We start from the raw sequence: 24,806 nt of genomic DNA, 5'->3' as shown, positions 1-24,806 counted from the left end.
TCAGCGGGTGCCCCAGGAGTAGGTCTGCTTGTGCAGCCTGAGGTAGACGAAGGTCTCGGTGGCGCGGACCGTGGGGATGGCCCGGATCTTGCCGAGGATCTCCAGGAGGTGCTGGTCGCTCTCGCAGACGGCCTCGACCATGATGTCGAGCGACCCGGCGGTCAGCACCACGTAGTCGATCTCCTTTATGGCCGACAGCTCGTTGGCCACGATCTCCAGGTCGCCCTCGCACTTGATGCCGATCATGGCCTGGCGGGAGAAGCCCAGGGTCAACGGGTCGGTCACCGCGACGATCTGCATGACTCCCGCTTCGATCAGGCGCTGGACCCGCTGGCGTACCGCCGCCTCGGACAACCCCACGGCCTTGCCGATGGCGGCGTAGGGCTTGCGCCCGTCCGCCTGCAGCTGTTCGATGATCTGCTTGGAGATCTCGTCGAGGACGACGGGGCCTGACCTGGCGTCGTTGTCGCGGCGTACCTTGGGTGGCGTCGTCATCCGCGCTCCCTGGCGTCATATTGCGGGGCTGTTTCCGGCGTGTTGCGGCTCCGATGCGACATGCTGTCAGTTTCGGGCCGTCTGTCAAGCGATTTCGTAGCAATTTGGTATCTTAACAACGAAATCCCTTGTCGTACGGTTCTTGCTCTGTAAGAGTCGCGACAACTCAGCCCCGATCCATAGGAGGCCGACGGTGACCACCCCGGTTGAGACCAGTGAGCTCCCCCGCCTGAAGAACTACGTCAACGGTGAGCTCGTGGAGGCCCGGAGCGGCCGGTTCTCCGACGTCATCGACCCCTGCACCGGAGAGACCTACCTTAGTGCTCCCATCTCCGGCGCCGAGGACGTCGACGCCGCCTACGCCGCCGCTGCCGCCGCGTTCGAGTCGTGGGGTCGGACCACTCCGGGCGAGCGCGCCAACCTGCTCCTGAAGGTGGCCGACGCGATCGAGGCGCGGGCCGAGGAGCTGAACGAGGCCGAGTGCCTCAACACCGGCAAGCCGCGCGCCCGGATGGCCGAGGACGAGACCCCGGTCGCCGCCGACCACTTCCGCTTCTTCGCCGGCGCCGCCCGCACCCTGGAGGGGCCGACCTCCGGTGAGTTCCTGGCCGAGCACACCTCGGTCATCAGGCACGAGCCGATCGGCGTGGTGGGCCAGGTGACGCCGTGGAACTACCCGATGATGATGGCGGTATGGAAGATCGCCCCGGCGCTCGCCGCGGGTAACACCGTCGTGCTCAAGCCCTCCGACACCACCCCCGTCTCCACGGTCAAGCTGGCCGAGATCCTCGGCGAGGTCCTGCCGAAGGGCGTCTTCAACGTCGTCGTCGGCGACCGGGAGACCGGCGCGCTGGTCGTCGGCCACCCGACCGCGTCGATGGTCGCGATCACCGGTTCCGTCGGCGCCGGCATGGCCGTGGCCAGGAGCGCCGCCGAGGACCTCAAGCGGGTCCACCTTGAGCTGGGCGGCAAGGCGCCCGTCATCGTTTTCGACGACGTCAAGGACCTCAAGGCCGCCGCCGAGTCCATCGCCACCGCGGGCCTGTACAACGCCGGCCAGGACTGCACCGCGGCCTGCCGCGTGCTGGTCCACGAGGACGCCCACGACGAGTTCGTCACCGCGCTCACCGAGGCGGTGGCGAGCACCGTGACGGGCGACCTCTCCGACACGGAGGCCCTGTACGGCCCGCTCAACAACGCCGAGCAGCTGGCCCGCGTCACTGGCTTCCTCGACCGGGTCCCCGGCCACGCCAAGGTCCTGACCGGCGGGAACCGGGTCGGCGAGCGGGGCTACTTCTTCGCTCCCACGCTCGTCGACGGCCTGAGGCAGGACGACGAGATGGTGCAGAACGAGGTGTTCGGGCCGGTCATCACGGTCCAGACCTTCTCCGACGAGGCGGACGCGGTGGCCAAGGCCAACGACGTCAGGTACGGCCTGTCGGGCTCGGTGTGGACCTCCGACCACGGCCGGGCGATGCGGGTGTCGAACCGTCTCGAATTCGGTGTCGTCTGGGTCAACACTCACATCCCATTCGTCTCAGAAATGCCGCACGGAGGCTTCAAGCACTCCGGTTACGGCAAGGATTTGTCCGTTTTTGGCCTGCACGACTACCTTCGCGTCAAGCACGTCATGCACTACATCGGCGAATAGCCGCGAACAGAGGGATAAGCCTGGCATGACCGAAATCCAGGTGGGCGCGGAGGCGGCCGACGCCGCCTCCCGCTCGCCCCAAACGCCCGCGATCGAACTCGATGGGGTCGTCAAGGAGTATGTCTCCCACGGCGAGGTCGTCCAGGCGGTCAAGGGGGTCACCCTGACGATCGCCGAGGGGGAGTTCTTCTCGCTCCTCGGCCCCTCGGGCTGTGGCAAGACCACCACCATGCGCATGATCGCCGGGTTCGAGGATCCGTCGCGGGGCAACGTGCGGCTGCACGGCCAGGACGTCACCAACGTCCCCCCCAACAAGCGCGACGTCAACATGGTCTTCCAGTCGTACGCCCTTTTCCCGCACATGAACGTCTGGGAGAACGTCGCCTTCGGCCTCAGGCGCAAGAAGGTGGCCGAGGCCGAGATCAAGCGCCGCGTCGGCGAGATCCTGGAGATCGTCGACCTCACCGGGCGCGAGAAGCGCCGCCCCCGTGAGATGTCCGGGGGCCAGCAGCAGCGGGTCGCCCTGGCGCGGGCTTTGGTCAACAAGCCCCGGGCGCTCCTGCTGGACGAGCCGCTCGGCGCCCTCGACCTCAAGCTCCGCCAGGCCATGCAGATCGAGCTCAAGCGCATCCAGCGTGAGGTCGGCATCACCTTCGTGTACGTCACCCACGACCAGAGCGAGGCGCTCACCATGAGTGACCGCATCGCGGTCATGAACGACGGCATGGTCGAGCAGCTGGGCACCCCGAGAGAGATCTACGAGCGGCCGGCGACCACCTTCGTGGCCGGCTTCATCGGCACGTCCAACCTGCTCAGCGGCACCGTCGACGGTCTCCGGTCCGGTTTCGCGGTGCTTAGGCTGGGCGATGAGGACCAGGTGCTCACCGAGGGCGGATCGTTCGCGGCCGGGGAACCGATCGCGATCACGGTGCGCCCGGAGAAGATCGGTATTTCCACCGAGGAGCCCACCGGAGACCTCAGCGTCGTACGAGGCGTCGTCTCCGAGGTGGTCTACCTGGGGCTCTACAACTCCTACACGGTCAGCCTGGCCCAGGGGGCAGAGATGACCGTCTTCCAGCAGAACGCGCTCGACAGCACGAGTACGGCGGAGCGTGGCGACGCCGTTTGGCTGTCGTGGCGGCCGCAGCACTCGTACGCGATCGGAAGTTGAGTCCGCTATGTACTCCCGCATGAACCCCGCCTTCCTGCGTGGCATGACGCAGAGCCGCTCCGTCACCCGCCGTGACGCCCTCCGCCTGGGGGGAATGTCGGCCGCCGGTCTGGCCCTCGCCGCCTGCGGCGTGCAGGGCAAGAAGGTGGAGGCGCCCCAGCAGGACGCCGTCGCCGAGTACTGGGGCTCCAAGAAGAAGAACGGCACGCTGCGCTTCGCCAACTGGCCGCTCTACATCGACAAGGACGGCAAGCGGTACCCGTCCCTGGAGATGTTCGAGGCCGACACGGGCATCAAGGTGACCTACACGGAGGCCATCCAGGACATCCCCACGTTCTTCGGCAAGATCCAGCCGCTGCTCGCCGCCAACAACGACATCGGCTACGACCTGATGGTCCTGACCAACGGCCTGCAGCTGTCCAAGGCCATCGCGCTGGGCTACCTCGTTCCGCTCGACCACGCCAAGCTGCCGAACTTCGCCGCCAACGCCACCTCCGTGGTCAAGAACCCCACCTGGGACCCGAACAACGCCCACACGGTCCCGTGGGCGGGCGGCCTGACCGGCATCGCCTACAACCCCAAGTACGTGGACGATGTCAAGAGCGTCGCCGACCTGTGGAACCCCAAGTACAAGGGCAAGGTCGGCATGATGCTCGACACCCAGGAGGTCGCCAACTTCGGCATGTTCGCCCTGGGCATCGACCCCGACAAGTCGACCGAGGCCGACTGGAGGAAGGCGGGGGAGAAGCTCAAGCAGCAGCGCGACGCGGGCCTGGTGCGCAAGTACTACGAGAACGACTACGTCGACGCCCTGGCCAGGGGAGACATCTGGATCACCATGGCCTGGTCGGGTGACATCTTCCAGCAGGTCGCCGAGGGCAAGGACCTGAGGTTCGTGGTGCCCGAGGAGGGCGGCACGATCTGGACGGACAACCTGTGCATCCCGAAGACCTCGCAGAACCCGGTCGACGCGCTGACCTTCATGGACTACGTCTACCAGCCGAAGATCGCCACGATGCTGGTCGAGGCCATCAACTACATCACGCCGGTCTCCTCCGCCAAGGACCTGGTCCTCGCCGACGCCGCCAAGGCCACCGGCAAGGAGAAGGCGGCGCTGGAGCAGATCGCCGAGAGCCCGATGATCTTCCCCTCGGAGGCGGACATGGCCAAGCTGCGGTCGTACAAGAAGCTGAACCCGGGTGAGGAGAAGGTCTTCGAGGACATCTTCCAGCCGATCACGCAGGGTTAGGCCGATGAGAGAGCGAACCAGACGGGAAGGGGCAAGCGGCCGGTGAAACGCCTTGCCCCCTACCTGCTCATCCTGCCCGGCGGACTCTGGCTGGCGATCTTCCTGGTGGTGCCGATGGTCTTCATGGCCTCGGTCTCCACCCAGGAGGGCGACGTGGTCAACGGGTTCGTCCAGACGTTCAACTTCTCGGTGTACGGCGACGCCCTGGTGCAGTACAGGACCCAGTTCCTGCGCTCGGCCGGGTACGGTCTGGTCGCGACCGCCGTCTCCATCGCGCTGGCCTACCCGATGGCCTACTGGATCGCGTTCAAGGGCGGCAACCGCAAGTCCACCTACCTGCTGCTGGTGCTGCTGCCGTTCTTCGTCTCCTTCGTGCTGCGCACGGTGTCCTGGCGGTTCCTGCTCGCCGACGACGGCATGCTGCTCTCGCCGCTCAAGTCGGCAGGCCTGCTGCCCGAGGACTTCCACGTGCTGCAGACGACGTTCGCGGTGATCGGCGGTCTGGTCTACAACTACCTGCCGTTCATGATCCTGCCGATCTACGTCGCACTGGAGCGGGTGGACCCCAAGGTGGTCGAGGCCGCCCAGGACCTGTACGCGGCCAAGCGCGAGGCGTTCACCAAGATCGTGCTGCCGCTCTCGCTGCCCGGCGTGTTCGCCGGGGTGCTGATGACGTTCGTCCCGATGACCGCGGACTACGTCAACGCCGGCATCCTCGGCGGCCCGGAGAACACGATGATCGGCAACATCATCCAGACCGAGTACCTGGTCAACAACGACTACCCGACCGCCGCCGCGCTGTCGTTCACGCTGATGGCGGCGATGCTGATCGGCATCTTCGCCTACGCCAAGGCGCTCGGTACCGAGAACGTCCTGGAGGCGGCGGCCCGATGAGCCCTGACACCCTCAGCGGGGTGAGCGCCCGCGAAACCGAGGTCCCCGGCGAGGCGCCCCCCGGGCGGAGGTCCCCGCGGAGCACGAGGCGGCTGGGTGACCGGCTGCTCCGGGGCTACGTCTGGCTGATCATCGCCTGGCTGTTCCTGCCGATCGCCGTCATGATCGTTTTCGGCTTCAACGACACCCAGAGCAAGTCGAACGTGACCTGGCAGGGCTTCACCCTCAGGTGGTGGGGCCGTCTGGACGAGTATCCCGAACTGGTCACGGCGGTGCTCAACTCGCTCAAGATCGCCGTGCTCGCCACGGTGATCACGACGCTGATCGGCACGCTCATGGGCCTGGCCCTGGGCCGCTACCGCTTCCGCGGGCAGGGCGCGACCAACCTGGTGATGTTCGCCGCGATCGCCTCGCCCGAACTCGTCATGGGCGCCTCGCTGCTCTCGCTGTTCATCAGCGCCGGCGTGCAGACCGGCTTCGCGACCGTGGTCATCGCGCACGTGCTCTTCTCGCTCTCCTTCGTGGCGATCACCGTGCGCGCCCGGGTGATCGGGCTCGACCGGTCGATCGAGGAGGCGGCGCGCGACCTGGGCGCGTCCACCTGGACGACGTTCTGGCGGATCACCTTCCCGATGATCCTGCCCGGTGTCGTCTCCGGCGCGCTGCTGGCCTTCGCGCTCTCCATCGACGACTTCGTGATCACCCAGTTCACCAGTGGTGCCACCCAGACGTTCCCGCTGTGGATCTGGGGTGCCACCCGTATCGGGGTGCCGCCTCAGGTCAACATCCTCGGGACGCTTATATTCGCGGTAGGCGTCGCCATCGCCGTGTTCAACACGGTCAACTCGCGCCGCCGCACCTAGCCGCCGTCAAGCCCCGTGCCCTCACCGGGTGGCGCGGGGCTTCGGTGTACCCAGACCCCGGACGGTCCACGGCACAGAACAGGGAGGCGAGATCGGATTCAGGCGGGGGGAACCCGCGCGTGATCTTCACGACCACGCGATACACACAGAGAAAACCTGACTCACGTAGGGAAGTGAGATTTGTGGATCCGCTGAAGGCTCTTGCTGATGCGGAGCGCAAGCCGTACTGGCTCGACAGTCCGGCGAAACCCGAGCCGCTGACGCGGCTCTTCGGTGAGACGAGCGCCGACCTGGCAGTGGTCGGCGGAGGATTCTCAGGGCTCTGGACCGCCCTGATGGCCAAGGAACGCGACCCGTCGCTCGACGTCGTCCTGCTTGAGGGACGGAGGGTCGGCTGGGCGGCGTCCGGCCGCAACGGCGGCTTCGCGATGGCCACCCTCACCCACGGCATCGCCAACGGGCTGGAGCGCTGGCCCGAGGAGATCTCCACGCTCGAACGCCTCGGCGTCGACAACCTCGACGAGCTCGGCGAGGCCGTGGCCAGGTACGGCATCGACTGCGGTTACGAGCGCACCGGCGAACTGCACGTGGCCACCGAGCCGTGGCAGCTGGAGGAGATGAACCAGAGCCTCGACATCGCCCGTGAGCTGGGCGCCCGCTTCGACGTCCTCGACGCGGAGGAGATCCGGGCGGAGGTGAACTCGCCCACCTACATCGGTGGCCACTGGGAGCGCGACGGCTGTGCCATGCTCGACCCCGCCCGGCTGGCCTGGGGGCTTCGGGAGGCCTGCCTCTCGATGGGCGTGCGCATCTACGAGCGCACGCCGGTACGCACCATGAAGGACACCCCGGCGAGCCTGGACCTGCGCACCCCGCACGGCATGGTCAGGGCGCGCAACGTCGCGCTCGGCACGGGGGTGTTCCAGCCGCTGCTGCGGCGGCTGAGGCACCTCCTCGTGCCGGTCTACGACTACGCGCTGATGACCGAGCCGCTCTCCGCCGACCAGCTGGCCTCGGTGGGCTGGCAGAACCGGCAGGGAGTCGGGGACGCGGCCAACCAGTTCCACTACTACCGGCTGACCGAGGACAACCGGATCCTCTGGGGCGGCTACGACGCGGTCTACTACAACGGCGGCATGATCAAGCCCGAGTACGAGCAGCGCGACGAGACCTTCGTCAAGCTGGCCGAACACTTCTCCACCACCTTCCCCCAGCTGTCCGGGCTGCGCTTCACCCACAGGTGGGGCGGGGTCATCGACACCTGCAGCCGGTTCAGCGCCTTCTACGGCCGGTCGCACGGCGGGCGCCTGGCCTACGCCGCCGGGTACACCGGTATGGGCGTCGGCGCGACCCGGTTCGGCGCGAACGTCATGCTCGATCTGCTCGCCGGTGAGCGGACCGAGCGGACCGAGCTGCGGATGGTCAAGGAGAAGCCCGTCCCGTTCCCGCCCGAGCCGGTCCGCTCGGTCGGGATCCAGATGACCCGCTGGTCGATCGCCCAGGCCGACCTGCACCAGGGCCGCCGCAACCTCTGGCTGCGCACCCTGGACCGGATGGGCCTCGGGTTCGACTCCTAGGGACTGTCCCCGGCCCCGGCCGGGGCCGGGGACAGTCGTTGGCTTCCGGCACGCGGGCCGTACAGACTTGCACCATGTCGGAAAAGGTGAAGTTCACCGCCGGCGGGGTCACCCTCGCCGGCGACCTGCGGATCCCGGTGGCACCGGGCCCGCACCCCGGCCTGGTCCTCACCGGCCCGTTCACCGGGACCCGGGACCAGGTCACCGGCCTGTACGCGTCCCGGCTGGCCGGAGCGGGATATGTGACGCTGGCGTTCGACCACCGTAACTGGGGCGAGTCGGGCGGCGAGCCGCGCAACCACGAGGACGCGCAGGGCAAGCTGGAGGACCTGAGGGCCGCGGTCTCGCTGCTGCGCTCGCGGCCCGAGGTGGACGGCGGCAGGATCGGCGCGGTCGGGATCTGCCTCGGCGCGGGCTACGCGCTCAGGTTCACCGCGTTCGACCCCCGGGTGAAGGCGTTCGCGGGCGTCGCGGGGGCGTACAGCAACCCCTACGGCATGCGCGCGGGGATGTCGCCCGACGGGTACCAGCGGGCGCTGGCCTCCTGCACGGAGGTGCTGGAGCGGCAGGACAGGGGCGGTGAGGTGGAGTACCTGCCCGCGGTGGCCGAGGAGGGCGAGGCGGCCATGCCGGGCGACGAGCCGTTCGCCTACTACGGCACCTCCCGAGGCGCCTCGGCGTACTGGGGCAACACGGTGACCCGGGCCTCGGTCCGAGAGCTGATCACCCTGGACAACATGACGGGCGCCGACTTCCTGTCCCCCAAGCCGGGCCTCATCGTGCACGGCGTGGTCGATCGCCTCTGTTCGCCCGAGGGAGCCGAGGAGGCCTACCGGCGGATGGACGACCCCAAGAGGCTCGTCTGGCTGGACACCCGGCTCCATATCGACCTCTACGACACCGAGCCACACGTCACCCGGGCGGTCGAGACGGTCGCCACGTTCTTCGGAGAGCACCTCTGAACGCGATGTACGTCCTCGGACTGGACGTCGGCGGCACGTCCTCACGGGCGCTCCTGATCGACGCCGACGGCCGGCGGGCCGGATACGGCGTGGCCGGGGGCGGCAACCCGGCGGCCCACGGCAACGCCGTCGCCGTCGCCAACATCGGCCTGGCCCTGCGGCAGGCCCTGCACGGGGTCGACCCGGTCCCGGTGGCGGGGGCGGTCATCGGGATGGCGGGCGCCGGAGCGCTGGACCGCCTGGTGTTCGACCCCATGTGGGCCTCGGCCGGCCTGCGCGTCCGGCCCCGGCTCACCGGCGATCTGGGCATCGCCTTCGCCGCCGGCACGGCCGAGCCGCGCGGCACCGTGCTCATTGCCGGGACCGGGGCGATTGCCGCCAGGATCGAGGACGGCGAGCCCGTGATGATCGCCGACGGGCTCGGCTGGCTCCTGGGCGACCAGGGCTCCGGCTTCTGGCTGGGCAGGCAGGCGGCCCGCGCCGCCGCCCACGCCCTCAGCAAGGGGGAGGCGGGCGGGACGTTGACCCGCCTCGTCGTCGACGCCCTGCTGGAGGGCGAGCCGCTCCCGCGAGAGAGGGCCGGGGGGACGGCGGAGGAGATGCGGGAGCTGGCGATCAGACTGGTGGTCCGCGCCCAGTCGCGGCCCACGCTGGAGCTGGCCAGGCTCGCCCCGCTGGTCAGCCGGGCGGCGGCCGAGGGCGACCCGGCCGCACTGGAGATCGCCTCCACCGCCGCCCGGCTGCTCTGCGAGACGGTGGCCGAGGTCCGTCCGGCGGGCGAGACGAGCCCGATCGTGCTGGCCGGCAGCGTGCTGACCGGCGAGGGCCCTGTCGGCCCCGCGGTACGGGAGAGGCTCGGGGCCGCGACGGTCATCGCGGGCGACGGCGCGGGCGCGGCGGCGTGGCTGGCCGGGCGGGAGGCGTTCGGCTGGGACCCGGCGACCGCCGCGCGGCTGCACGCCCGCATCGTCTCCGGCGACTGATCCCGGCGGCCGGCCGGGAGCGGACGCGCTCTCGGCCGGGTCGCCCCTCGCCGCCGGAGGGGAGACCGGCTCGTTTCCGGAACGGGCCGTACCGGACCGAGAACCGGGGCCGGCCTGTCAGCCGTCGCCGGAACCCGAGCGGAGCGGGTCGGCGTCCCGGTCGTCCGGGGTGGTGCCGCCGCGCCCGACGATGGGGCGCAGCACGTCCAGCACCGTCGGGTCCTCGATGGTCGAGGGGACGGGCTCGTCGGCGCCCTCGGCGATGCCGCGCATGGTCTTGCGCAGGATCTTCCCCGACCTGGTCTTCGGCAGCGCCGGGACCACGTCCACCTGTTTCAGCGCCGCCACCGCGCCCACCTGCTCGCGGACGGCCAGGATCAGCTCGGCCCGCAGGGTCTCGACGTCGACCGCCGCCCCGCTCTTCAGCACCACGAAGCCACGGGGGACCTGCCCCTTCAGCTCGTCGGAGACCCCGATCACCGCGCACTCGGCCACCGCCGGGTGCGCGGCCAGCACCGCCTCCATGGATCCCGTCGACAGCCGGTGCCCGGCCACGTTGATCACGTCGTCGGTGCGGCCCATCACGAAGAGGTAGCCGTCCTCGTCGAGGTAGCCGCCGTCGCCGGTCAGGTAGTAGCCGGGGAAGGCCGACAGGTAGGACTTCACATAGCGCTCGTCGTCCTGCCAGAGCGTGGGGAGGGTGCCGGGCGGGAGCGGGAGCCGGATGCAGATCGCGCCCTCCTCGCCGGGGGCGCACTCGGTGCCCGAGGAGCGCAGCACGCGCACGTCGTAGCCGGGGACGGGCACGGTGGGGGAGCCCGGCTTGACCGGCATGGGTTCCAGGCCGCGCAGGTTGGCCGCGACGGGCCAGCCGGTCTCGGTCTGCCACCAGTTGTCGACGACCGGGACGCCGAGCTTCTCCGCCGCCCAGTGGTAGGTGTCGGGGTCCAGACGCTCCCCGGCGAGGAAGAGCGTCCGCAGCGACGAGATGTCATGGTCGCGCAGCAGGGCCGCCTCCGGGTCGGTCTTCCTGATCGCGCGGAACGCGGTCGGCGCGGTGAACAGCGCGTTCACCCGGTGCTCGGCGATCACCCGCCAGAACGCGCCCGCGTCGGGGGTGCCGACCGGCTTGCCCTCGTACAGCACCGTCGTGGCGCCCCGCAGCAGCGGCCCGTACACGATGTAGGAGTGCCCGACCACCCAGCCGATGTCGGATGCCGCCCAGAACACCTCGCCGGGCGCGATGTCGTAGACGTTGGCCATGCTCCACAGCAGTGCCGCCGCGTGCCCGCCGTTGTCGCGCACCACGCCCTTCGGCCGCCCGGTGGTGCCGCTGGTGTAGAGGATGTAGAGCGGGTCGGTCGCCTTCACCGGCACGCACCCGGCGGGTTCGGCCTCCGTGCTCGCCCAGTCGACGTCCCGCCCGGGCACCAGCTCCGCCGGGGCCTGCTCGCGCTGGAGGATCACGCAGTGCGCGGGCCGGTGCCCGGCCAGGTCGAGCGCGGCGTCGAGCATCGGCTTGTACGGCACCACGCGGGTGGGCTCGATCCCGCAGGAGGCCGAGACGACCACCTTGGGGCGCGCGTCGTCGATCCTGGCCGCCAGTTCCTTGGGTGCGAACCCGCCGAACACCACCGAGTGCACGGCTCCCAGCCGCGCGCACGCCAGCATGGCGATCACCGCCTCGGGCACCATCGGCATGTAGATCACCACCCGGTCGCCCTGCTCCACCCCGAGGTGGCGCAGCACCCCGGCGAACCTGGCGACCTCGTCGCGCAGTTCGGCGTAGGTGTGGCGCCTGCCGGTGCCGGTCACCGGGCTGTCGTAGATCAGCGCGACCCGGTCGCCGTGACCCGCCTCGACGTGCCGGTCCAGCGCGTTGTGGCAGGTGTTCAGCTCCCCGTCGGGAAACCACCGGTAGAAGGGCGGCGCCCCGGAGTCCAGCACCTCGCGCGGGGGCCTGCTCCAGGTGACCGCCTCGGCGGCCTCGGCCCAGAAGTCCTCCGGGTCGGTGATACTGCGGGCAAACGCGTCAGCGTACGACATCAGGCCATCATGCTCTTCCGGGGGGCGCCCGGTCGAGGCCCCTCTCCGGTCCCCACGCGGGTAGGCGGATCCAGGCTCGGCCGGTTCAGCGGTCCTGTTCCGACTCGTACATCGCCAACTGCCGCCGGGCCGTCTCGGACTACATGGCCGCGGCCTCTATGAGGGCCCGCACCCGGCCGGCGCCGGGCGAGCCGATGCCGGCGAAGAGCGCGAGCGCCTCCTCCCAGATGGGAAGAGCCGCCCGCGCCCCCCGGCTTCGCCACGTCGCGGAGCCGAGGTGGGCCAGGGCGTTGGCCAGTCCCAGCCGATGACCACTCCGGCGATGAAGATCGATCGCCTGCCCGGCCTGGGCCGCCGCCTCCTCGATCTCGTCCCGGTTGAGGTGGATCTCCGCCAGTGCCGCGCGGGCCTGCCCTTCCCTGATGCGGAAAGTCGCCCTCTTCGCGATATGAAGGGCCGCGCGGGCGGAGGCATCGGCTGCGCCGTCGTCACCGAGGAGCACGTACACGCGGGACAACCCGATGAGGGCCTCGCTTTCGAGGTAGCCGATGCCGGACTTCCGCGCCAGCCGGAGACCTCGCAGGTAGTGCTCCACGGCCTCATCGTGATGTCCGAGGCTGTGGCAGGCGGCGGCGAGGGCGTTCCGTGCGACGGACTCGCCGGAGGCGCCCTCGCTCAGCCGCAGGGCGGTCCGCGCGAGTTCGAGGGCCTCGGCGAAGTGGCCGGTGTCATGACGGACCCCGCTGAGGGCGGCCAGCGAGTCGGCCTCGTTGACGTGGTCCCCGATCCGGCGGGCCAGGCCGATCGCCTCACGCAGGTGTTCGGCACTGCGGGAGAGCATTCCGAGGTCATGGTGGACCTGGCCTATCGTGCACAGAGTCGCACACGACCCCACCGGGAGTTCCGATTCCCGCCAGATGTCGTACGCGAGGGTCAGGTAGTCGACGGCCTCCCGCAGCCGCCCGCGGTTCCGCTCGATGTTCCCCAGGTTGTTGAGGATGATGATCTCGGAGTGCTGTTGTGAGCCGGTCCGCCGCAGAAGGTCGAGTGCGTCGAGGAGTCTGCTGTCGGCGTCGTCCAGCCGTCCGAGCTCCCCGTACACGGATCCGAGATTGATGAGCGCCACGATCTGGCCCCTCGCCCAGCCCACCCGCCGGCTCAGGTCGAGCGTGTGTTCAAGGTGCGCGATCGCCTGCCGGGGCCGGCTCATGGAGTAGTGGGCGTGCGCGGTGCCGAGGTGAAGCGACGCCTGTCCGTACAGGTCACCCATCGCGCGTGCGGCATTCAGCCCGGCGCCGGTGACGGCCAGCCACTGGACGGAGTGCCGGCTGCGGGCAAGGTAGCCGCGCAGGAGGCCGGCGAGCAACCACGCGGCCGGCCGGGGTCCGTGCTCCGCGGCATAGGTGATGGCCGCGACGAGGTTGACATGCTCGGCCCGCAACCACGCCAGCGCCCGCTCCGGCCCGTCGAAGGCGGCCGGCGTGCCCGGCGGGGGCGCGCTCGCCGGCAGCAGTATCAGCTGCGGGTACAGCATCCGCACCGCCGCGTCCGTGCTGTGCAGGTAGTGGTCGTACAGCCGCTGGACGGCGGCGGTCCGCTCCTCGTCGCAGTCCTCGTCCCGGCCGCGTTCCGCGGCGTACACGCGCAGCAGGTCGTGAAAGGAGTACCTGCCGGGCTCGTGCTCGCCGACCAGGTGAGAGCGGACCAGTTCCGCCAGAAGCTGTCGTACCAGCTCCTCGGGCACGTCGGCCAGACGCGCCGCGGTCGGGGCGCCGATGTCAGATCCTGGGTGGAGCGACAGCAGCCGGAACAGCCGCGCCGCCTCGTCGCCGAGGGTGCGGTAGGACCAGGAGAAGACCGCCCGCACCTGGGTGGCGGAATCGCCACTGTGGAAGATGTCCAGGCCGCCGCGGCTGTGGCGTAACTCCCCGGCGAGGGTGGTCAGCGCGAAGCGCGGGTTGGTCACGGCGCGGGTGGCGACGATGGCGAGCGCCAGGGGCAGGCGGGCGCAGTCGGCGATGATGGCGTCCACCGCCTCCGGTTCGGCGGCGACACGTTCGGTGCCGATCCGGCGCGCCAGGAATTCACGCCCCTCGGCGATCGGCAACAGGCCGAGCGACAGTGGATGGGCGCCCTCGGCGGCGACCAGGCCGGACAGCTGGTCGCGGCTCGTCACCACGACGAGGCAGCCTGCCGTACCGGGCAGCAGAGGGCGGACCTGCTCGACGTCTCTGGCGTTGTCCAGGAGCACCAGCATTCGGCGACCGGCCAGCAGGCTGCGGTAGAGCCCGACCTGGGCGTCGAAGTCCTGGGGGATGCGCTGCACGGGCACATGCAGCGCGTCCAGAAACGCGCGGATCGCCTCCGCGGGTTCGACAGGTCCGGCGGCCGCGTCGAACCCCCGGAGGTTCAGGTAGAGCTGCCCGTCGGGAAACCGGTCGCGAACCCGGTGCGCCCAGTGCACCGCCAGGGTGGTCTTGCCCACTCCGGGGGTGCCCGACACAACCAGGATCGGCAGAGCGGCGGGTTGCGCGCCGGCGGTGGCCAGGAGGGCGTCGAGCTGTTCGATCTCGCCGGTACGGCCTGAGAATCCCCGCGCGCTGAGGGGGAGCTGTGCCGGGACCGCGCTTGCTGCCACGACGTGGCGATCAGCGGTCTCCTGGCGGAGCACTCTCAGGTGCGCGGCGGCCAGCTCGGGCCCGGGTTCGACGCCCAGGTCCTCGACGAGCCCGGCACGGATCGTGGCGTACAGCCGCAGTGCGGCCGCCTGTTCCCCGCAGCCGGCCATCGCCGTGATGAGGCGAGCGTGCAACCCCTCGTGCAGTGGTTCGGCGGTGACGAGCTCGCGCAGCCGGACACAGGTCTCCTCGTACCGGCCGAAGGCGAGTCCCAGATCGGCGAACGCCAGGCCTGCGGCTGTCCGGCGCCGGTTGAGCGCGACGGCGGCAGGATGGTGACGCAGCCGGGAATCGGCATCGGCCAGCACACTGCCTCGCCAGCACCGCAGAGCACCGTCGAACAACTCCCACGCGGGCAGCGGCCGCCCCCCGGTCCGCGCGGTCTGCGCCTGTCCCAGCAACTCGTCGAATCGTACGAGGTCGAGATGGGTGGCCTCCGGATCCAGGGTGTAGCCGCCGGAGACCGATGTGATGGGGACGGGTACCCCCTGCCCCTCGGAGGCGAGCAGCCCGCACAGAGAGCCGACATACCCTTGGAGCAGACGCCGCCAGGTCTTCGGCGGCCGATCCCCCCACAGCACGTCGATGCTCTCCTCCCGCGACACGCACTGTCCGGGCTGTATCGCCAGCAGGCCGAGCAAGGTCCGCCGCATGGCCGACGTGATGTCGACGCGAGCGTCGTTCCGGCTGACGGACAGGGGTCCGAGCACGCCGATGTGAAGGAGGTCTCCTGTCCTGGGGCTCGACCGAACGGTCGCGAGCAGCGCGCCGAGGTCGTCGTCCGAGAGCGACAGGGCCCTCGCCAACCGCTGCAGCGTGGCCGCGCGTGGTCGTTCCACCCGGCCCGCCTCGATGTCGCGCAGCGAACGCTCACTCACCTCGGCGGTGGCCGCCAGTTCACGTTGACCGAGGCCCGCGCTCAGGCGGCGGTCACGGATCAAGGCCCCCGCCGTGCCCCGGCCCGGCTCCATGGGTCCAGAATTATCATGATCACGGTGTCGCCGCGCCATAATCTGCCGCTGATTCCGCCGGTTTCTGCCGGTCCGGGGTTGGCGACGGCACCTGCCGGCGCTGGTTTTCGGTCTCGTCCCAGTTCGGTGGGGGGATCCCCGGCCGCTCGTGCCATGCCGCCACGACGCGGGGATCCACGCGATGACCACCACGTCGCCGACACGTCCTTCTCTATTGTTCTGCCCGCCCGGACGTGACCGCCTGCCGGCGTGTCCGGGCGCGCTGAGCACCGGTCACGGATCCGGTGGTACGACGACGAACTGGATGAGGAGCGACATGGGTGGACGCGGTCGCGCCGACGGCGTGTCCGGGCACGGCGACGACGGACGCCGCGCGCACGAGGGCCGGCAGTCATGATGCGCCTGCATTTCACCGCGGCCGACCTGGCTCAGATCACGCTGGCCCCTACCGCGAACGCGTTGCTGGAAACCGTTCTCACCGCACGCCGGCGTCATATCGGCCCCACCGCCGTACGGCGTTCGCGAAGCGGGGGCCGCGGGCGATCTCCAGACGGACTCTCCGGCACCGCGTCCGCCACCGGCGTACTCAACGGGCTGGTCGCCGAGGAAGGTTACTTTCCCGACTTCCTGCTGCAGCCGTCCATCAGCGATCTCGTCGACGGCATCGAGTCGGTCACACAGACGGCCGCGGAACAGTTCGAGGCCGGCCTCCGGCCGCTGAGCGCCTTTCAGCGGGCGGATCCCTGGGTCGAGCAACTCGCCGCCGGTTCCGTGAAGGCGCGGCGGACCCTGGCAGGAGAACTGGACGCCTGCTTCACCTCGTCGCTCGCCCCCGTGTGGGGAAGGATCCAGAGAAGCGTGACCGCCGATCGCTCGTTCCGCGCCGAGACGCTGCTGCGGGGCGGGGTCGACGCTCTGCTCGCCACGCTCCATCCCGGATGGCGCTGGGAGGCTCCCACCCTGCACATACCGTCGCCGGTCGCCTACGACGTCGGGCTGTGCGGGCGCGGGCTGCTGCTGGTCCCGTCGTACCTCACGCTCGGGCCCCTGCTGACATACCGGCCGGGCCGGTCGACGGTGCTGGTCTACCCGGTGGTCCGCGAGGACAGGCCGGCCGATTCGGCGGCGGACGTCCTGGGACCTCTTCTCGGACACACTCGCGCGGCTGTCCTGGCCGCGTTGCGTGATCCGGCCACCACCACGGCGCTGGCGGAACGGGTCGGTGTCTCCCCGGCCTCCATCAGCCAGCACACCACCGTGCTGCGCAACGCCGGACTCGTTTCGACCACCCGGATCGGCGCTGCCGTCCTGCATTCCCTGACGCCGATGGGAGCCGCGTTACTGCACGAAGGGTCCGGCTCCAGCCGCACGATCCTGGATCGGTTCCCGCGGGCACTTTCCGGATGAGCGGGCCGCGCTCAAGTGCGTCCACCCGGCGATCATGAGCCTGGACCCCACCGGCGAGGCCCATGATCAGGTGAGAAACCGCAGGCGGCAGGGCATATTCACTGATCAAACCGAGTAGGGCGGGTGGGACTTGAACCCACGACCCGCGGACTATGGGGCCGGCGGTCGCAGGGCGCGCAGGCGCGCCGCCTCGGTCGCGGTGACGTTCGGGTCCGCCAGGCGCGCCGTGACGACCTCGGCGGTGCGCGACGCCGGGTCGGCCCGGCATGCCCGCTGGAACGCCCGCAGCAGGGCACGCCTGCGCAGCCGGGCGGCGAACCCCGAGACGTCACCGCTCCCCACCAGCACGAGGGTCTGGGCCACGTCCGCCGCGGGGTCCCCGGCGGCGGCGTTGCACCAGTCGACGACACTCGGCCCGCGGTCGGTGAGGACGACGTTGGCCGGGTGGAGATCCAGGTGCAGCACCCGATGGTCCGACTCGCCGGCGAACCGGCGCGGGAGCCAGTCGGGCGCGGTGACCGCGTGCAACGTGTCGTGCAGCTCGCCGAGCAGCCGGCCGTACGCCGCCGTCCGCCAGGGCCGCTGCCGCAGGGCCTGCAGCATCGTCGGCCCGTGCAGCCGCTGGAGCACCAGGTCGGTGTCGGTGACGTCGTGCACCCGCGGAACCGGGTATCCCCGCGCCGACAGGTAGGCCATCAGGCGCGCCTCCCGGTGGGTCGGCCCGTCCTGGCGGTACCGGCGCAGCACCCGGTCGTCGTCGAGCGCGTATACGTCCGCGGTCCTGCCCCTGGCGATCAGCTCCACGACCGTTTCCCGTCATCACCGGACTCCCGGACGATGGAGTCGAGCAACAGCCTGAGCGCGGTCTCGAACAGCTCGTCCGGATCGACCTTGGGGAGATGGTCGCGGATCGCGTGGACGTTGGGGTGGGAGTCGGGGTCGGCCGCTCGGTAGGCGAGGTTCGCCCCGGCGGTCTCGGCCGCCTTGGTCTCGGGGGCGAGGCTGTGGAAGGCGGCCTCCCCGCCCGACCACAGGAGCGCGAAGTCGGCGACGACCCGGTAGAGGGTCGCGGCCCGCGCACCGTCGAAACCGGCGTCGATCAGTGCGCCGATCATGGTGTCCGCCGCGCGCATCTCCGCGCTGCCCCTGGTCGTGCGCGGCCCGGACAGGGCTGCGGCCGCGGGGTGGGCGAGGTAGGTCGCGCGGACCCTGCGGCAGAGCTCGGCGAGGGTGTCCGCCCAGTACGGGGCCGCGGTGAAACCCTCGAACGCCTCCTGTAGCAGCCGGTCGGCGACGGCGAGCAGGAGGTCGTCCCGGCCGGTGAAGTGCCGGTAGACGGCGGTCTGGTCGGCACCGAGCGCCCTACCCAGCCGGGGCATGCTGAAGGCGGCCGCCCCGTCCTCGTCGAGCAGGCGCAGCGCCGTGCTCACGATGAGGTCGGGGGTGAGTGCCCCGCGGGGCAGGCGGGGACGTCTCTGGGGATCGCTCACCGGGTCATCATCTCAGGTTCGTCTCCGTGTCCGGCTGAATTTAAAAGGTATTGACCAAAGTATAGTCCAAGGCATTGACATCGGTGCGTCCCGGGTGTTTGCTCAGGGGCCATGAACGAGAAGCCGGCGGACCTGGTGCTCATCGGCGGTCCGGTTTTCACCGCCGACGCCGCCAGGTCGTGGACCGACGCGGTCGCCGTACGCCAGGGACGGATCGTGGCGCTGGGAGCGCCGGCCGTCAGGGAACTGATCGGCCGCACCACCGAGGTGGTCGACCTGGCGGGCACCCTGACGATCCCCGGATTCGTGGACGCCCACGCGCACCCGGTCTTCGGTGGCCTGGGACGTGCCAGGTGCGACCTGATCGCGGGGGAGGGGGAGCAGGCCGCCTCGGCCGCGGCGGGCGCGGCCAGAACGCTGGCCAGGATCGCCGCCTACGCCGCCGTGCACCCCGGCCGCCCCTGGATCGTCGGCGGCGGCTGGGCGATGGACCACTTCCCCGGCGGCACGCCGCGCAGGGAGGACCTGGACCGCGTCGTGCCCGACCGGCCGGTGTTCCTGCTCAACCGCGACGGGCACGGCGCGTGGGTCAACAGCAGGGCACTGGAACTGGCCGGTGTCGACCGGCACACCCCCGACCCGCCGGACGGCCGGATCGAGCGCGACCCCGACGGCACCCCGACCGGGACGCTGCACGAGAACGCGGCCGAGTTGGTCTCCCGGCTGCTGCCCGCCGTCTCACCGGAGGAGTACGCGCAGGCGCTCATGGAAGGCCAGCGCCACCTGCACTCCCTCGGTGTCACCGGCTGGCAGGACGCCCTGGTCGGCGACTACCTGAGCTACCCCGACGCGCTGGAGACCTACCTCGCGGCCGCGGCCGACGGGCGGCTGACGGCCCGGGTGGTGGGTGCGCTGTGGTGGGACAGGGACGCGGGCGTGGAACAGCTCGACGACCTGGTCAGGCGCCGGGCGATGAGCACGGTCGGCCGGTTCGCCGCCACCTCGGTGAAGATCATGCAGGACGGCGTGTGCGAGAACTTCACCGCCGCCTTGCTGGAGCCGTACCGGTGGCCGGGCGGGGAAGGGGAGCGGCGAGGGCACAGCTACCTCGACCCGGGGGCGCTGGGCGAGGCGGTGCGCTTGCTGGACACCGAGGGCTTCCAGATCCACTTCCACACGATCGGCGACCGCGCGGTGCGCGAGGCCCTCGACGCGATCGAGGGCGCACGGGGCGGCACCGCCGATCCCGAGCCGTCACGGGGGCGCGGCCACCGGGGGGACAACCGTCACCACCTGGCCCACCTGCAACTGGTCCACCCCGATGACGTGCCACGTCTGCGGCGGCTGCGGGTCGCGGCCAACATGCAGGCGCTCTGGGCGGTTCGCGACGAGCAGATGGCCGAACTGACGATCCCGTTCCTGGGCGAGGAGCGGTCCCGGCGGCAGTACGCCTTCGGCGCGCTGCGGGAGGCCGGGGTCACCATGGTGGCGGGCAGCGACTGGCCTGTCTCCAGCGCCAACCCCCTGTGGGGGATACACGGCGCGGTCAACCGGCTCATCCCCGGCGACCACGAGAGTGAGCCCTTCCTGCCCGAGCAGCGGCTGGCGCTGGCCGACGCGCTGAGCGCCTACACCGCGGGGGGAGCATGGATCAACCACCTCGACCACCTCACCGGCACGATCGCCGTCGGAAAGTACGCCGACCTGACCGTGCTGGACCGCGACCTGTTCGAGGAACCGGCCCACGAGATCGCGGACGCGCGGGTGGACCTCACCTTCGTCGAAGGCGTCCTGGTCCACGAGCGGACCTGTCGATGACCGGCACCGGCCTCGCCGAAGACCACCGGATCAACCTCAAGAGAGGAACCCTGATGGAAACCCTCAGGATCGGCCCGGCCCCTCTCCACCTGGGAGCCGAACAGTTCATGGTGCCCATGCGCGACGGCACCCGACTGGCCACCGACGTCTACCTGCCGCCCTCACCCGGCAGGCACCCGGTCGTCGTCTCGCGCATGCCCTACGACAAGGCGAGCGCGTGGATGGCCATCGACAGGATCGCGCCGCGCTATCTGGAGCGCGGCTACGTCTTCGTCGCCCAGGACGTGCGCGGCAAGTTCCGCTCGGAAGGCGAGACCGTGCCGTTCGTCCACGAGATCGAGGACACCTACGACACGCTCGACTGGGTGGTGGGACAGCCCTGGTCGGACGGGGCGGTCGCGATGACCGGCGACTCCTACCACGGCTACACGCAGTGGGCGGGAGCCGCGGGCGGCCACCCGGCGCTCCGGGCCATCGCGCCCAGGGTGACCGGCACCGGCATCTCGGACATGCTCCTCGCGGGCCGGGTGAGCTGCCTGTACCAGGCGAGCTACTTCGCGCACATGTGGGTGGACAGGGACATCCACTACTACGAGACCGACTGGTCGGTCCGGCCGCTGAGGGAGGTCTTCGAGCCCGCCTTCTCCGCGATCGGGGCCCGCTCCGCGGCCGTGGACGCGATGCTGGCCGGCCGGCCGCTCGTCAACCCGTTCGCCTCCCGGCACCCGTTCACCGCGAGTCCCGTCCCGGTGCTGCACCGGGTCGGCTGGTTCGACAACCTCATCGACCTGTCCATGCGCGACCACTCGGCGCAGCTCGCCACACCGGCCTGGCGGGACCTCGCCTACCTCGACGCCGACGCCTGCGACCACCACACCTACCATCTCGCCCAGGCGCCCGTCGCCCCCGCGGACGACCACGCGCTCGACGTCACCCTGCTGGAACGGGTCCTGCCCCGCTACCTCGGCCGGACGCTGGACTTCTTCGACGTGTTCGTACGCGGGACGCGGCCGGTCACCTCGCTGTCGCGGGCGACGTGGTTCCAGGGACACGACGGTGAGCGCACGGCGGGCGAGTGGCCGCCGCGGGAGACGGTGGAACTGCTCCTGCACCCGTCCGGGAGCGCTCTGACCCCCACCCCGGAGACGGGCGCCCGCGTCGTCAGGTGGACGCACGACCCGGCCGACCCGGTGCCGTCGATCGTGAAGGATCCGTGGGTCTTCCTGCACGAGTACCCGGACGAGAGCCCGCTGCACGACCGGCCCGACGTGGTGGTCTTCACCGGTGAGCCCACCGGGCGCCCGCTGGACCTGACGGGACCGGTCAACGCCGTGGTCGCGGTCGAGACCGACGCGCCGAGCATGCACCTGTTCGTCAAACTGCACGACGTGGCCCCGGACGGCTCCGCCCACATGATCTGCCGCGGGCAGGCGCTGATCACCGGAACGTCGGGCGTCCGGGTCGACCTCGGCCACACCGGCTATCGGCTGCGGCCGGGCCACCGGCTGCGGCTCGTTCTCTCCTGCAGCGACTACCCGCTGTTCGCCCCGCATCCCGGCACCGACGAGGACCCGTGGTCGGCGACCGTGACGCGCCCCTCCGTCCAGACCCTGCGTCCGGCGGCCACCTCCCTCTCCCTCGCCGTCACCCCGTGAGCCCCTGACCGGCGTCCGTGTCTCCGGTCAGGTGGTGACGACGCCGGAGGCGCCGTCGACGGTGATCTCCTGGCCGGTGACGATGTGCTCGGTCGCCCCGCTCACGCCCACCACGGCCGGGATGCCGTACTCGCGGGCCACCACGGCGCCGTGCGAGTTGGCGCCGCCCATCTCCATCACCAGGCCGCCCGCCGTCAGGAACAGCGGGGTCCAGCCGGGGTCGGTGGAGGGGCAGACCAGGATCTCCCCGGGTTCCAGGCGCGCGCCGACCGGGTCGAGGACGACCCTGGCGACACCGGTGACGGTGCCCGCCGAGGCCGGGGTGCCGGTCAGCGCGCCGTCCACCGGTGACCGTACCGCGGTGGCCTCCGGTTCGGTGCCGTCGGACAGCAGGACGCGGGGGACGTGCCTGCGGCGCGACTCGCGGGCGGCCTCCTCGCGCCGCCACGTCACGAGCTCTGCCGGCGCGGGTCGTACGGCCACCTCGGACGGGTGCGCGGCGGCCTCCGGCGGGGCGAGGGAGGATACCGGCCCGTCACCGCCGGCCGTGGGCGCGGCGGCCTCCCGCGCCTCGCGGAAGGTCAGGAAGAAGACGTCGTCGGCGCGGGAGAGCAGGCCCCGGGAGACCAGCTCGGCACCGACGGCCAGCAGTTCGGCCCGCATCGCGGCCAGGGCGGTCACCACGACGTACTTGGGCATCTCACGCAGGCCCGCCAGCGCGCGGGTCCGGCCGAGCGCGAAGCGGACGAGACGCCCGCGCAGCCCTCCGGCCCGCCCGCCCAAGGTCTCGATCATGACGGTGGCCTCGGCGGCGCCCCTGGCGAACTGCGCGTCGGGGGCCAGGGCCGGGTCCTCCAGCCGCAGGTAGTTGGCGAGGACGCCGAGGATGTGGGCCGGCTCCTCCGACCAGCGCGGCAGCCCGAGGTCGATCTCGGCGACCGCCCTGACGCCGTAGCCGGAGAGGAAGTCCGCCAGGCCGTCTCCCAGCACACCGGGCAGCGTCCCGGCGTGGAAGCGTTCGGCCAGTTCGGTGGCGGGGGTGCCGAGCAGCAGGGAGACGGTCTCGCCGTCCTCGCGGACGCGGGCGGCCAGCCGCCACAGCGCCAGGTCCATCTCGGTGGTCACGTTGTGCGGAAGCCCGCGCAGCACCGTCTCCAGCTCACCGGGCCGGGCCCGGTCGCCCAGTACCAGGGCGGCCAGGCCGAGCATCGCGAACCCGGCGGCCGCGGCCGGGGCGATGGCCGGCAGCAGCGGGAAGATCTGGCCGCCCAGCATCCGCTCGACATGGTCGAGACGCTCGGCCGGGGTGGCGCCCCGGGGTGCCGGGAGCCGCCCCCGCATCCGCTCCCGGAGCAGCGCCACGTCCCGGTGCGCCGAGGCGGGGTCGCGCAGGGCCCGTACGAAGCGGCGCGGGATGTGGAAGCGGGCCGCGATCCGCGCCGCCCGGCGCAGCGTCGGCCGGAGCGAGGGCTGGGTGACGCCGAACCGGGGGTCGTCGAGCAGGCCGCGCAGCACCTTCGCGGACCTGGCCTCCATCACGTCGAGCACCTTCGGGAAGGCCACCCGGCCCACCCGGCTGCGGATGAGGCCGGTGACGTCGAAGAACAGCCGTCCGCCCGCCTCGGCGACGGGCGGGGCCCCGGCCGCTCTGTCGGCCACCGGCATTCCCAGCGTCTCGAACACCGATGACGAGAGCAGCCTGAAGGCCGAGATGCCCATCGGGGTGATCGGCCGGTGGAGACCCTGGGCCAGGCTGAAGCAGAAGTAGATCCGGGTGTCGCCGGTCCGGGGACCTCCGGACGCGGGAGCGTCGCCCGCCGGGCTCGCGGCCGGCTCCGCGTGGTGGGGGATCGGATAGAGGGTGGTGATCGGGCGCGCCTGGGTCAGCCAGAGCGCACCGGCGGCGTCGATGGCCCACTCGATGTCCTGAGGTGTCCCGTAGTGCCGCTCGACCCGGTCGCCGAGCTCGGCCAGCGCCCCCAGCTGCGCGTCGGTGACGCAGGCCCTCCCCACGGGGTCCGCGGGGGTCTCGACGTGCTCGACGCCGCCGCCCGCCAGCGACCGTACGGCCACCCGCTTGTCTCCCAGGCGGCGCTCGGTGATCCGGCCGGTGGCGGTGTCGAGCACGAAGTGGTCGGGGTTGACCGCGCCGGAGACCACGGCCTCGCCGAGACCGGGAGCGGCGTCGATCACCGCCTCGTGCCGCCGCCCGGTGACCGGGTTGGCGGTGAACATCACCCCGGCCACCTCGGAGGAGACCATCTCCTGGATGACGACCGCCAGGCGCACCGCGCCGTGGTCGATGCCGTTCGCGGCCCGGTAGGCGACGGCCCGGTCGGTCCAGAGCGAGGCCCAGCACCGCCGGACCGCGTCCAGCACGGCGTCGGCGCCGATCACGTTGAGGTAGGTGTCCTGCTGCCCGGCGAAGCTGGCGTGCGGCAGGTCCTCGGCGGTCGCGGAGGAGCGGACCGCGACCGGGCCGTTCGCACCGCTTCTCGCGGCGTCCGCGATGTCGTCGGGGACCGGCGCGGCGAGCACGGCCTCGCGGGCCTTGGCGGCCAGCGCGCTCAGGGTGACGACGTCCTCGGCGGGCGTGGTGGCGAGCGCGGTGAGCAGGTCCTTCAGCGCGGTCCGCTCGGTGACCCTGCGGTAGGCCTCGGTGGTGACGCACCGGCCCGGGGGAACGGGGAACCCGGCGGTGGTGAGCACGCCGAGATTGGCCGCCTTGCCGCCGACCAGGGGCAGCATCTCCGCCCCGATGTCCTCGAACCTCAGGACGAGAGGCGGTGGCGCGTCCTGTCGAGCCCCCGCCGGCAGCGTCGTGGCCGGGATGTCGTCGTCCATCGGGCCGCTCCCTGTGTCGCCGCGTCTGATGCGTGCTGCAACGTTAGGCCGG

The 24,806-nt window shown here is 71.1% G+C and carries 17 protein-coding genes; 11 read left to right on the top strand and 6 right to left on the bottom strand.

All coding sequences use genetic code 11. The features are described 5' to 3' along the window. The gene (locus AB0J58_RS03300) at positions 1–495 is read right to left on the bottom strand and encodes an Lrp/AsnC family transcriptional regulator (RefSeq protein WP_364209574.1); all 495 of its coding nucleotides are present in this window, start codon (positions 493–495) and stop codon (positions 1–3) included. Positions 496–688: 193 nt separating this feature from the next. Between AB0J58_RS03300 and AB0J58_RS03295 the strand changes: the two genes are divergently transcribed. From AB0J58_RS03295 to AB0J58_RS03260, 8 genes are all read left to right on the top strand, one after another. After that, positions 689–2,146 carry a gamma-aminobutyraldehyde dehydrogenase gene (locus tag AB0J58_RS03295; RefSeq protein WP_343971741.1) on the top strand — a complete coding sequence of 486 codons (1,458 nt, stop codon included), beginning with the start codon at positions 689–691 and terminating at the stop codon, positions 2,144–2,146. A gap of 25 nt (positions 2,147–2,171) precedes the next feature. Next, positions 2,172–3,317: an ABC transporter ATP-binding protein gene (locus AB0J58_RS03290; RefSeq protein WP_364209571.1), complete on the top strand. Its 1,146-nt coding sequence runs from the start codon at positions 2,172–2,174 to the stop codon at positions 3,315–3,317. A gap of 7 nt (positions 3,318–3,324) precedes the next feature. Then, entirely contained in the window at positions 3,325–4,566 is a 1,242-nt protein-coding gene (locus AB0J58_RS03285; protein ID WP_364209568.1) for a spermidine/putrescine ABC transporter substrate-binding protein, read from the top strand. A gap of 42 nt (positions 4,567–4,608) precedes the next feature. Continuing rightward, positions 4,609–5,460, top strand: coding sequence for an ABC transporter permease (locus AB0J58_RS03280; protein ID WP_364209565.1), 852 nt, complete (start codon positions 4,609–4,611; stop codon positions 5,458–5,460). Then, entirely contained in the window at positions 5,457–6,323 is an 867-nt protein-coding gene (locus AB0J58_RS03275) for an ABC transporter permease (RefSeq protein WP_364209562.1), read from the top strand. Before AB0J58_RS03280 ends, AB0J58_RS03275 begins: the two co-directional genes overlap by 4 nt. A 182-nt stretch (positions 6,324–6,505) precedes the next feature. After that, positions 6,506–7,900 (top strand): FAD-dependent oxidoreductase, encoded by a 1,395-nt coding sequence (locus AB0J58_RS03270; RefSeq protein WP_343972067.1) that lies wholly within the window; start codon positions 6,506–6,508, stop codon positions 7,898–7,900. Positions 7,901–7,974: 74 nt separating this feature from the next. Further along, positions 7,975–8,862 carry an alpha/beta hydrolase gene (locus tag AB0J58_RS03265; RefSeq protein WP_364209559.1) on the top strand — a complete coding sequence of 296 codons (888 nt, stop codon included), beginning with the start codon at positions 7,975–7,977 and terminating at the stop codon, positions 8,860–8,862. Between the two features lie 5 nt (positions 8,863–8,867). After that, positions 8,868–9,845, top strand: coding sequence for a BadF/BadG/BcrA/BcrD ATPase family protein (locus AB0J58_RS03260; RefSeq protein ID WP_364209556.1), 978 nt, complete (start codon positions 8,868–8,870; stop codon positions 9,843–9,845). Between the two features lie 117 nt (positions 9,846–9,962). Here the strand turns inward: AB0J58_RS03260 and AB0J58_RS03255 are convergent, their stop codons facing one another. Beyond that, the gene (locus tag AB0J58_RS03255; protein WP_364209553.1) at positions 9,963–11,891 is read right to left on the bottom strand and encodes a propionyl-CoA synthetase; all 1,929 of its coding nucleotides are present in this window, start codon (positions 11,889–11,891) and stop codon (positions 9,963–9,965) included. Positions 11,892–12,030: 139 nt separating this feature from the next. After that, positions 12,031–15,540, bottom strand: a complete 3,510-nt coding sequence (locus tag AB0J58_RS03250) for a tetratricopeptide repeat protein (RefSeq protein ID WP_364209550.1) — start codon at positions 15,538–15,540, stop codon at positions 12,031–12,033. A 393-nt stretch (positions 15,541–15,933) separates the two neighbouring features. On the opposite strand from AB0J58_RS03250, the gene AB0J58_RS03245 reads away from it, so the two are divergent. Continuing rightward, positions 15,934–16,947, top strand: coding sequence for a winged helix-turn-helix domain-containing protein (locus AB0J58_RS03245; RefSeq protein ID WP_364209547.1), 1,014 nt, complete (start codon positions 15,934–15,936; stop codon positions 16,945–16,947). 150 nt (positions 16,948–17,097) lie between these two features. Here the strand turns inward: AB0J58_RS03245 and AB0J58_RS03240 are convergent, their stop codons facing one another. Beyond that, the gene (locus tag AB0J58_RS03240; RefSeq protein ID WP_364209544.1) at positions 17,098–17,751 is read right to left on the bottom strand and encodes a phosphotransferase; all 654 of its coding nucleotides are present in this window, start codon (positions 17,749–17,751) and stop codon (positions 17,098–17,100) included. Then, on the bottom strand, positions 17,742–18,437 hold the full coding sequence (locus AB0J58_RS03235) for a TetR/AcrR family transcriptional regulator (protein WP_364209541.1): 696 nt from the start codon (positions 18,435–18,437) through the stop codon (positions 17,742–17,744). The genes AB0J58_RS03240 and AB0J58_RS03235 overlap by 10 nt, the downstream gene beginning before the upstream one ends. 111 nt (positions 18,438–18,548) lie before the next feature. Between AB0J58_RS03235 and AB0J58_RS03230 the strand changes: the two genes are divergently transcribed. Continuing rightward, positions 18,549–20,255 (top strand): amidohydrolase, encoded by a 1,707-nt coding sequence (locus AB0J58_RS03230; protein ID WP_364209539.1) that lies wholly within the window; start codon positions 18,549–18,551, stop codon positions 20,253–20,255. Continuing rightward, positions 20,252–21,910 carry a CocE/NonD family hydrolase gene (locus AB0J58_RS03225; protein WP_364209536.1) on the top strand — a complete coding sequence of 553 codons (1,659 nt, stop codon included), beginning with the start codon at positions 20,252–20,254 and terminating at the stop codon, positions 21,908–21,910. The genes AB0J58_RS03230 and AB0J58_RS03225 overlap by 4 nt, the downstream gene beginning before the upstream one ends. A gap of 27 nt (positions 21,911–21,937) precedes the next feature. On the opposite strand, the gene AB0J58_RS03220 is transcribed toward AB0J58_RS03225, so the two are convergent. Beyond that, positions 21,938–24,754 carry a PEP/pyruvate-binding domain-containing protein gene (locus AB0J58_RS03220; RefSeq protein WP_364209533.1) on the bottom strand — a complete coding sequence of 939 codons (2,817 nt, stop codon included), beginning with the start codon at positions 24,752–24,754 and terminating at the stop codon, positions 21,938–21,940. Positions 24,755–24,806 lie beyond the last annotated feature (52 nt).

The organism is Streptosporangium sp. NPDC049644, from assembly GCF_040675205.1.
Taxonomy (GTDB): domain Bacteria; phylum Actinomycetota; class Actinomycetes; order Streptosporangiales; family Streptosporangiaceae; genus Streptosporangium; species Streptosporangium fukuiense.
The sequence above is the reverse complement of the archived record's forward strand: the minus strand, read 5'-3'. Positions and strand labels throughout refer to the sequence as shown.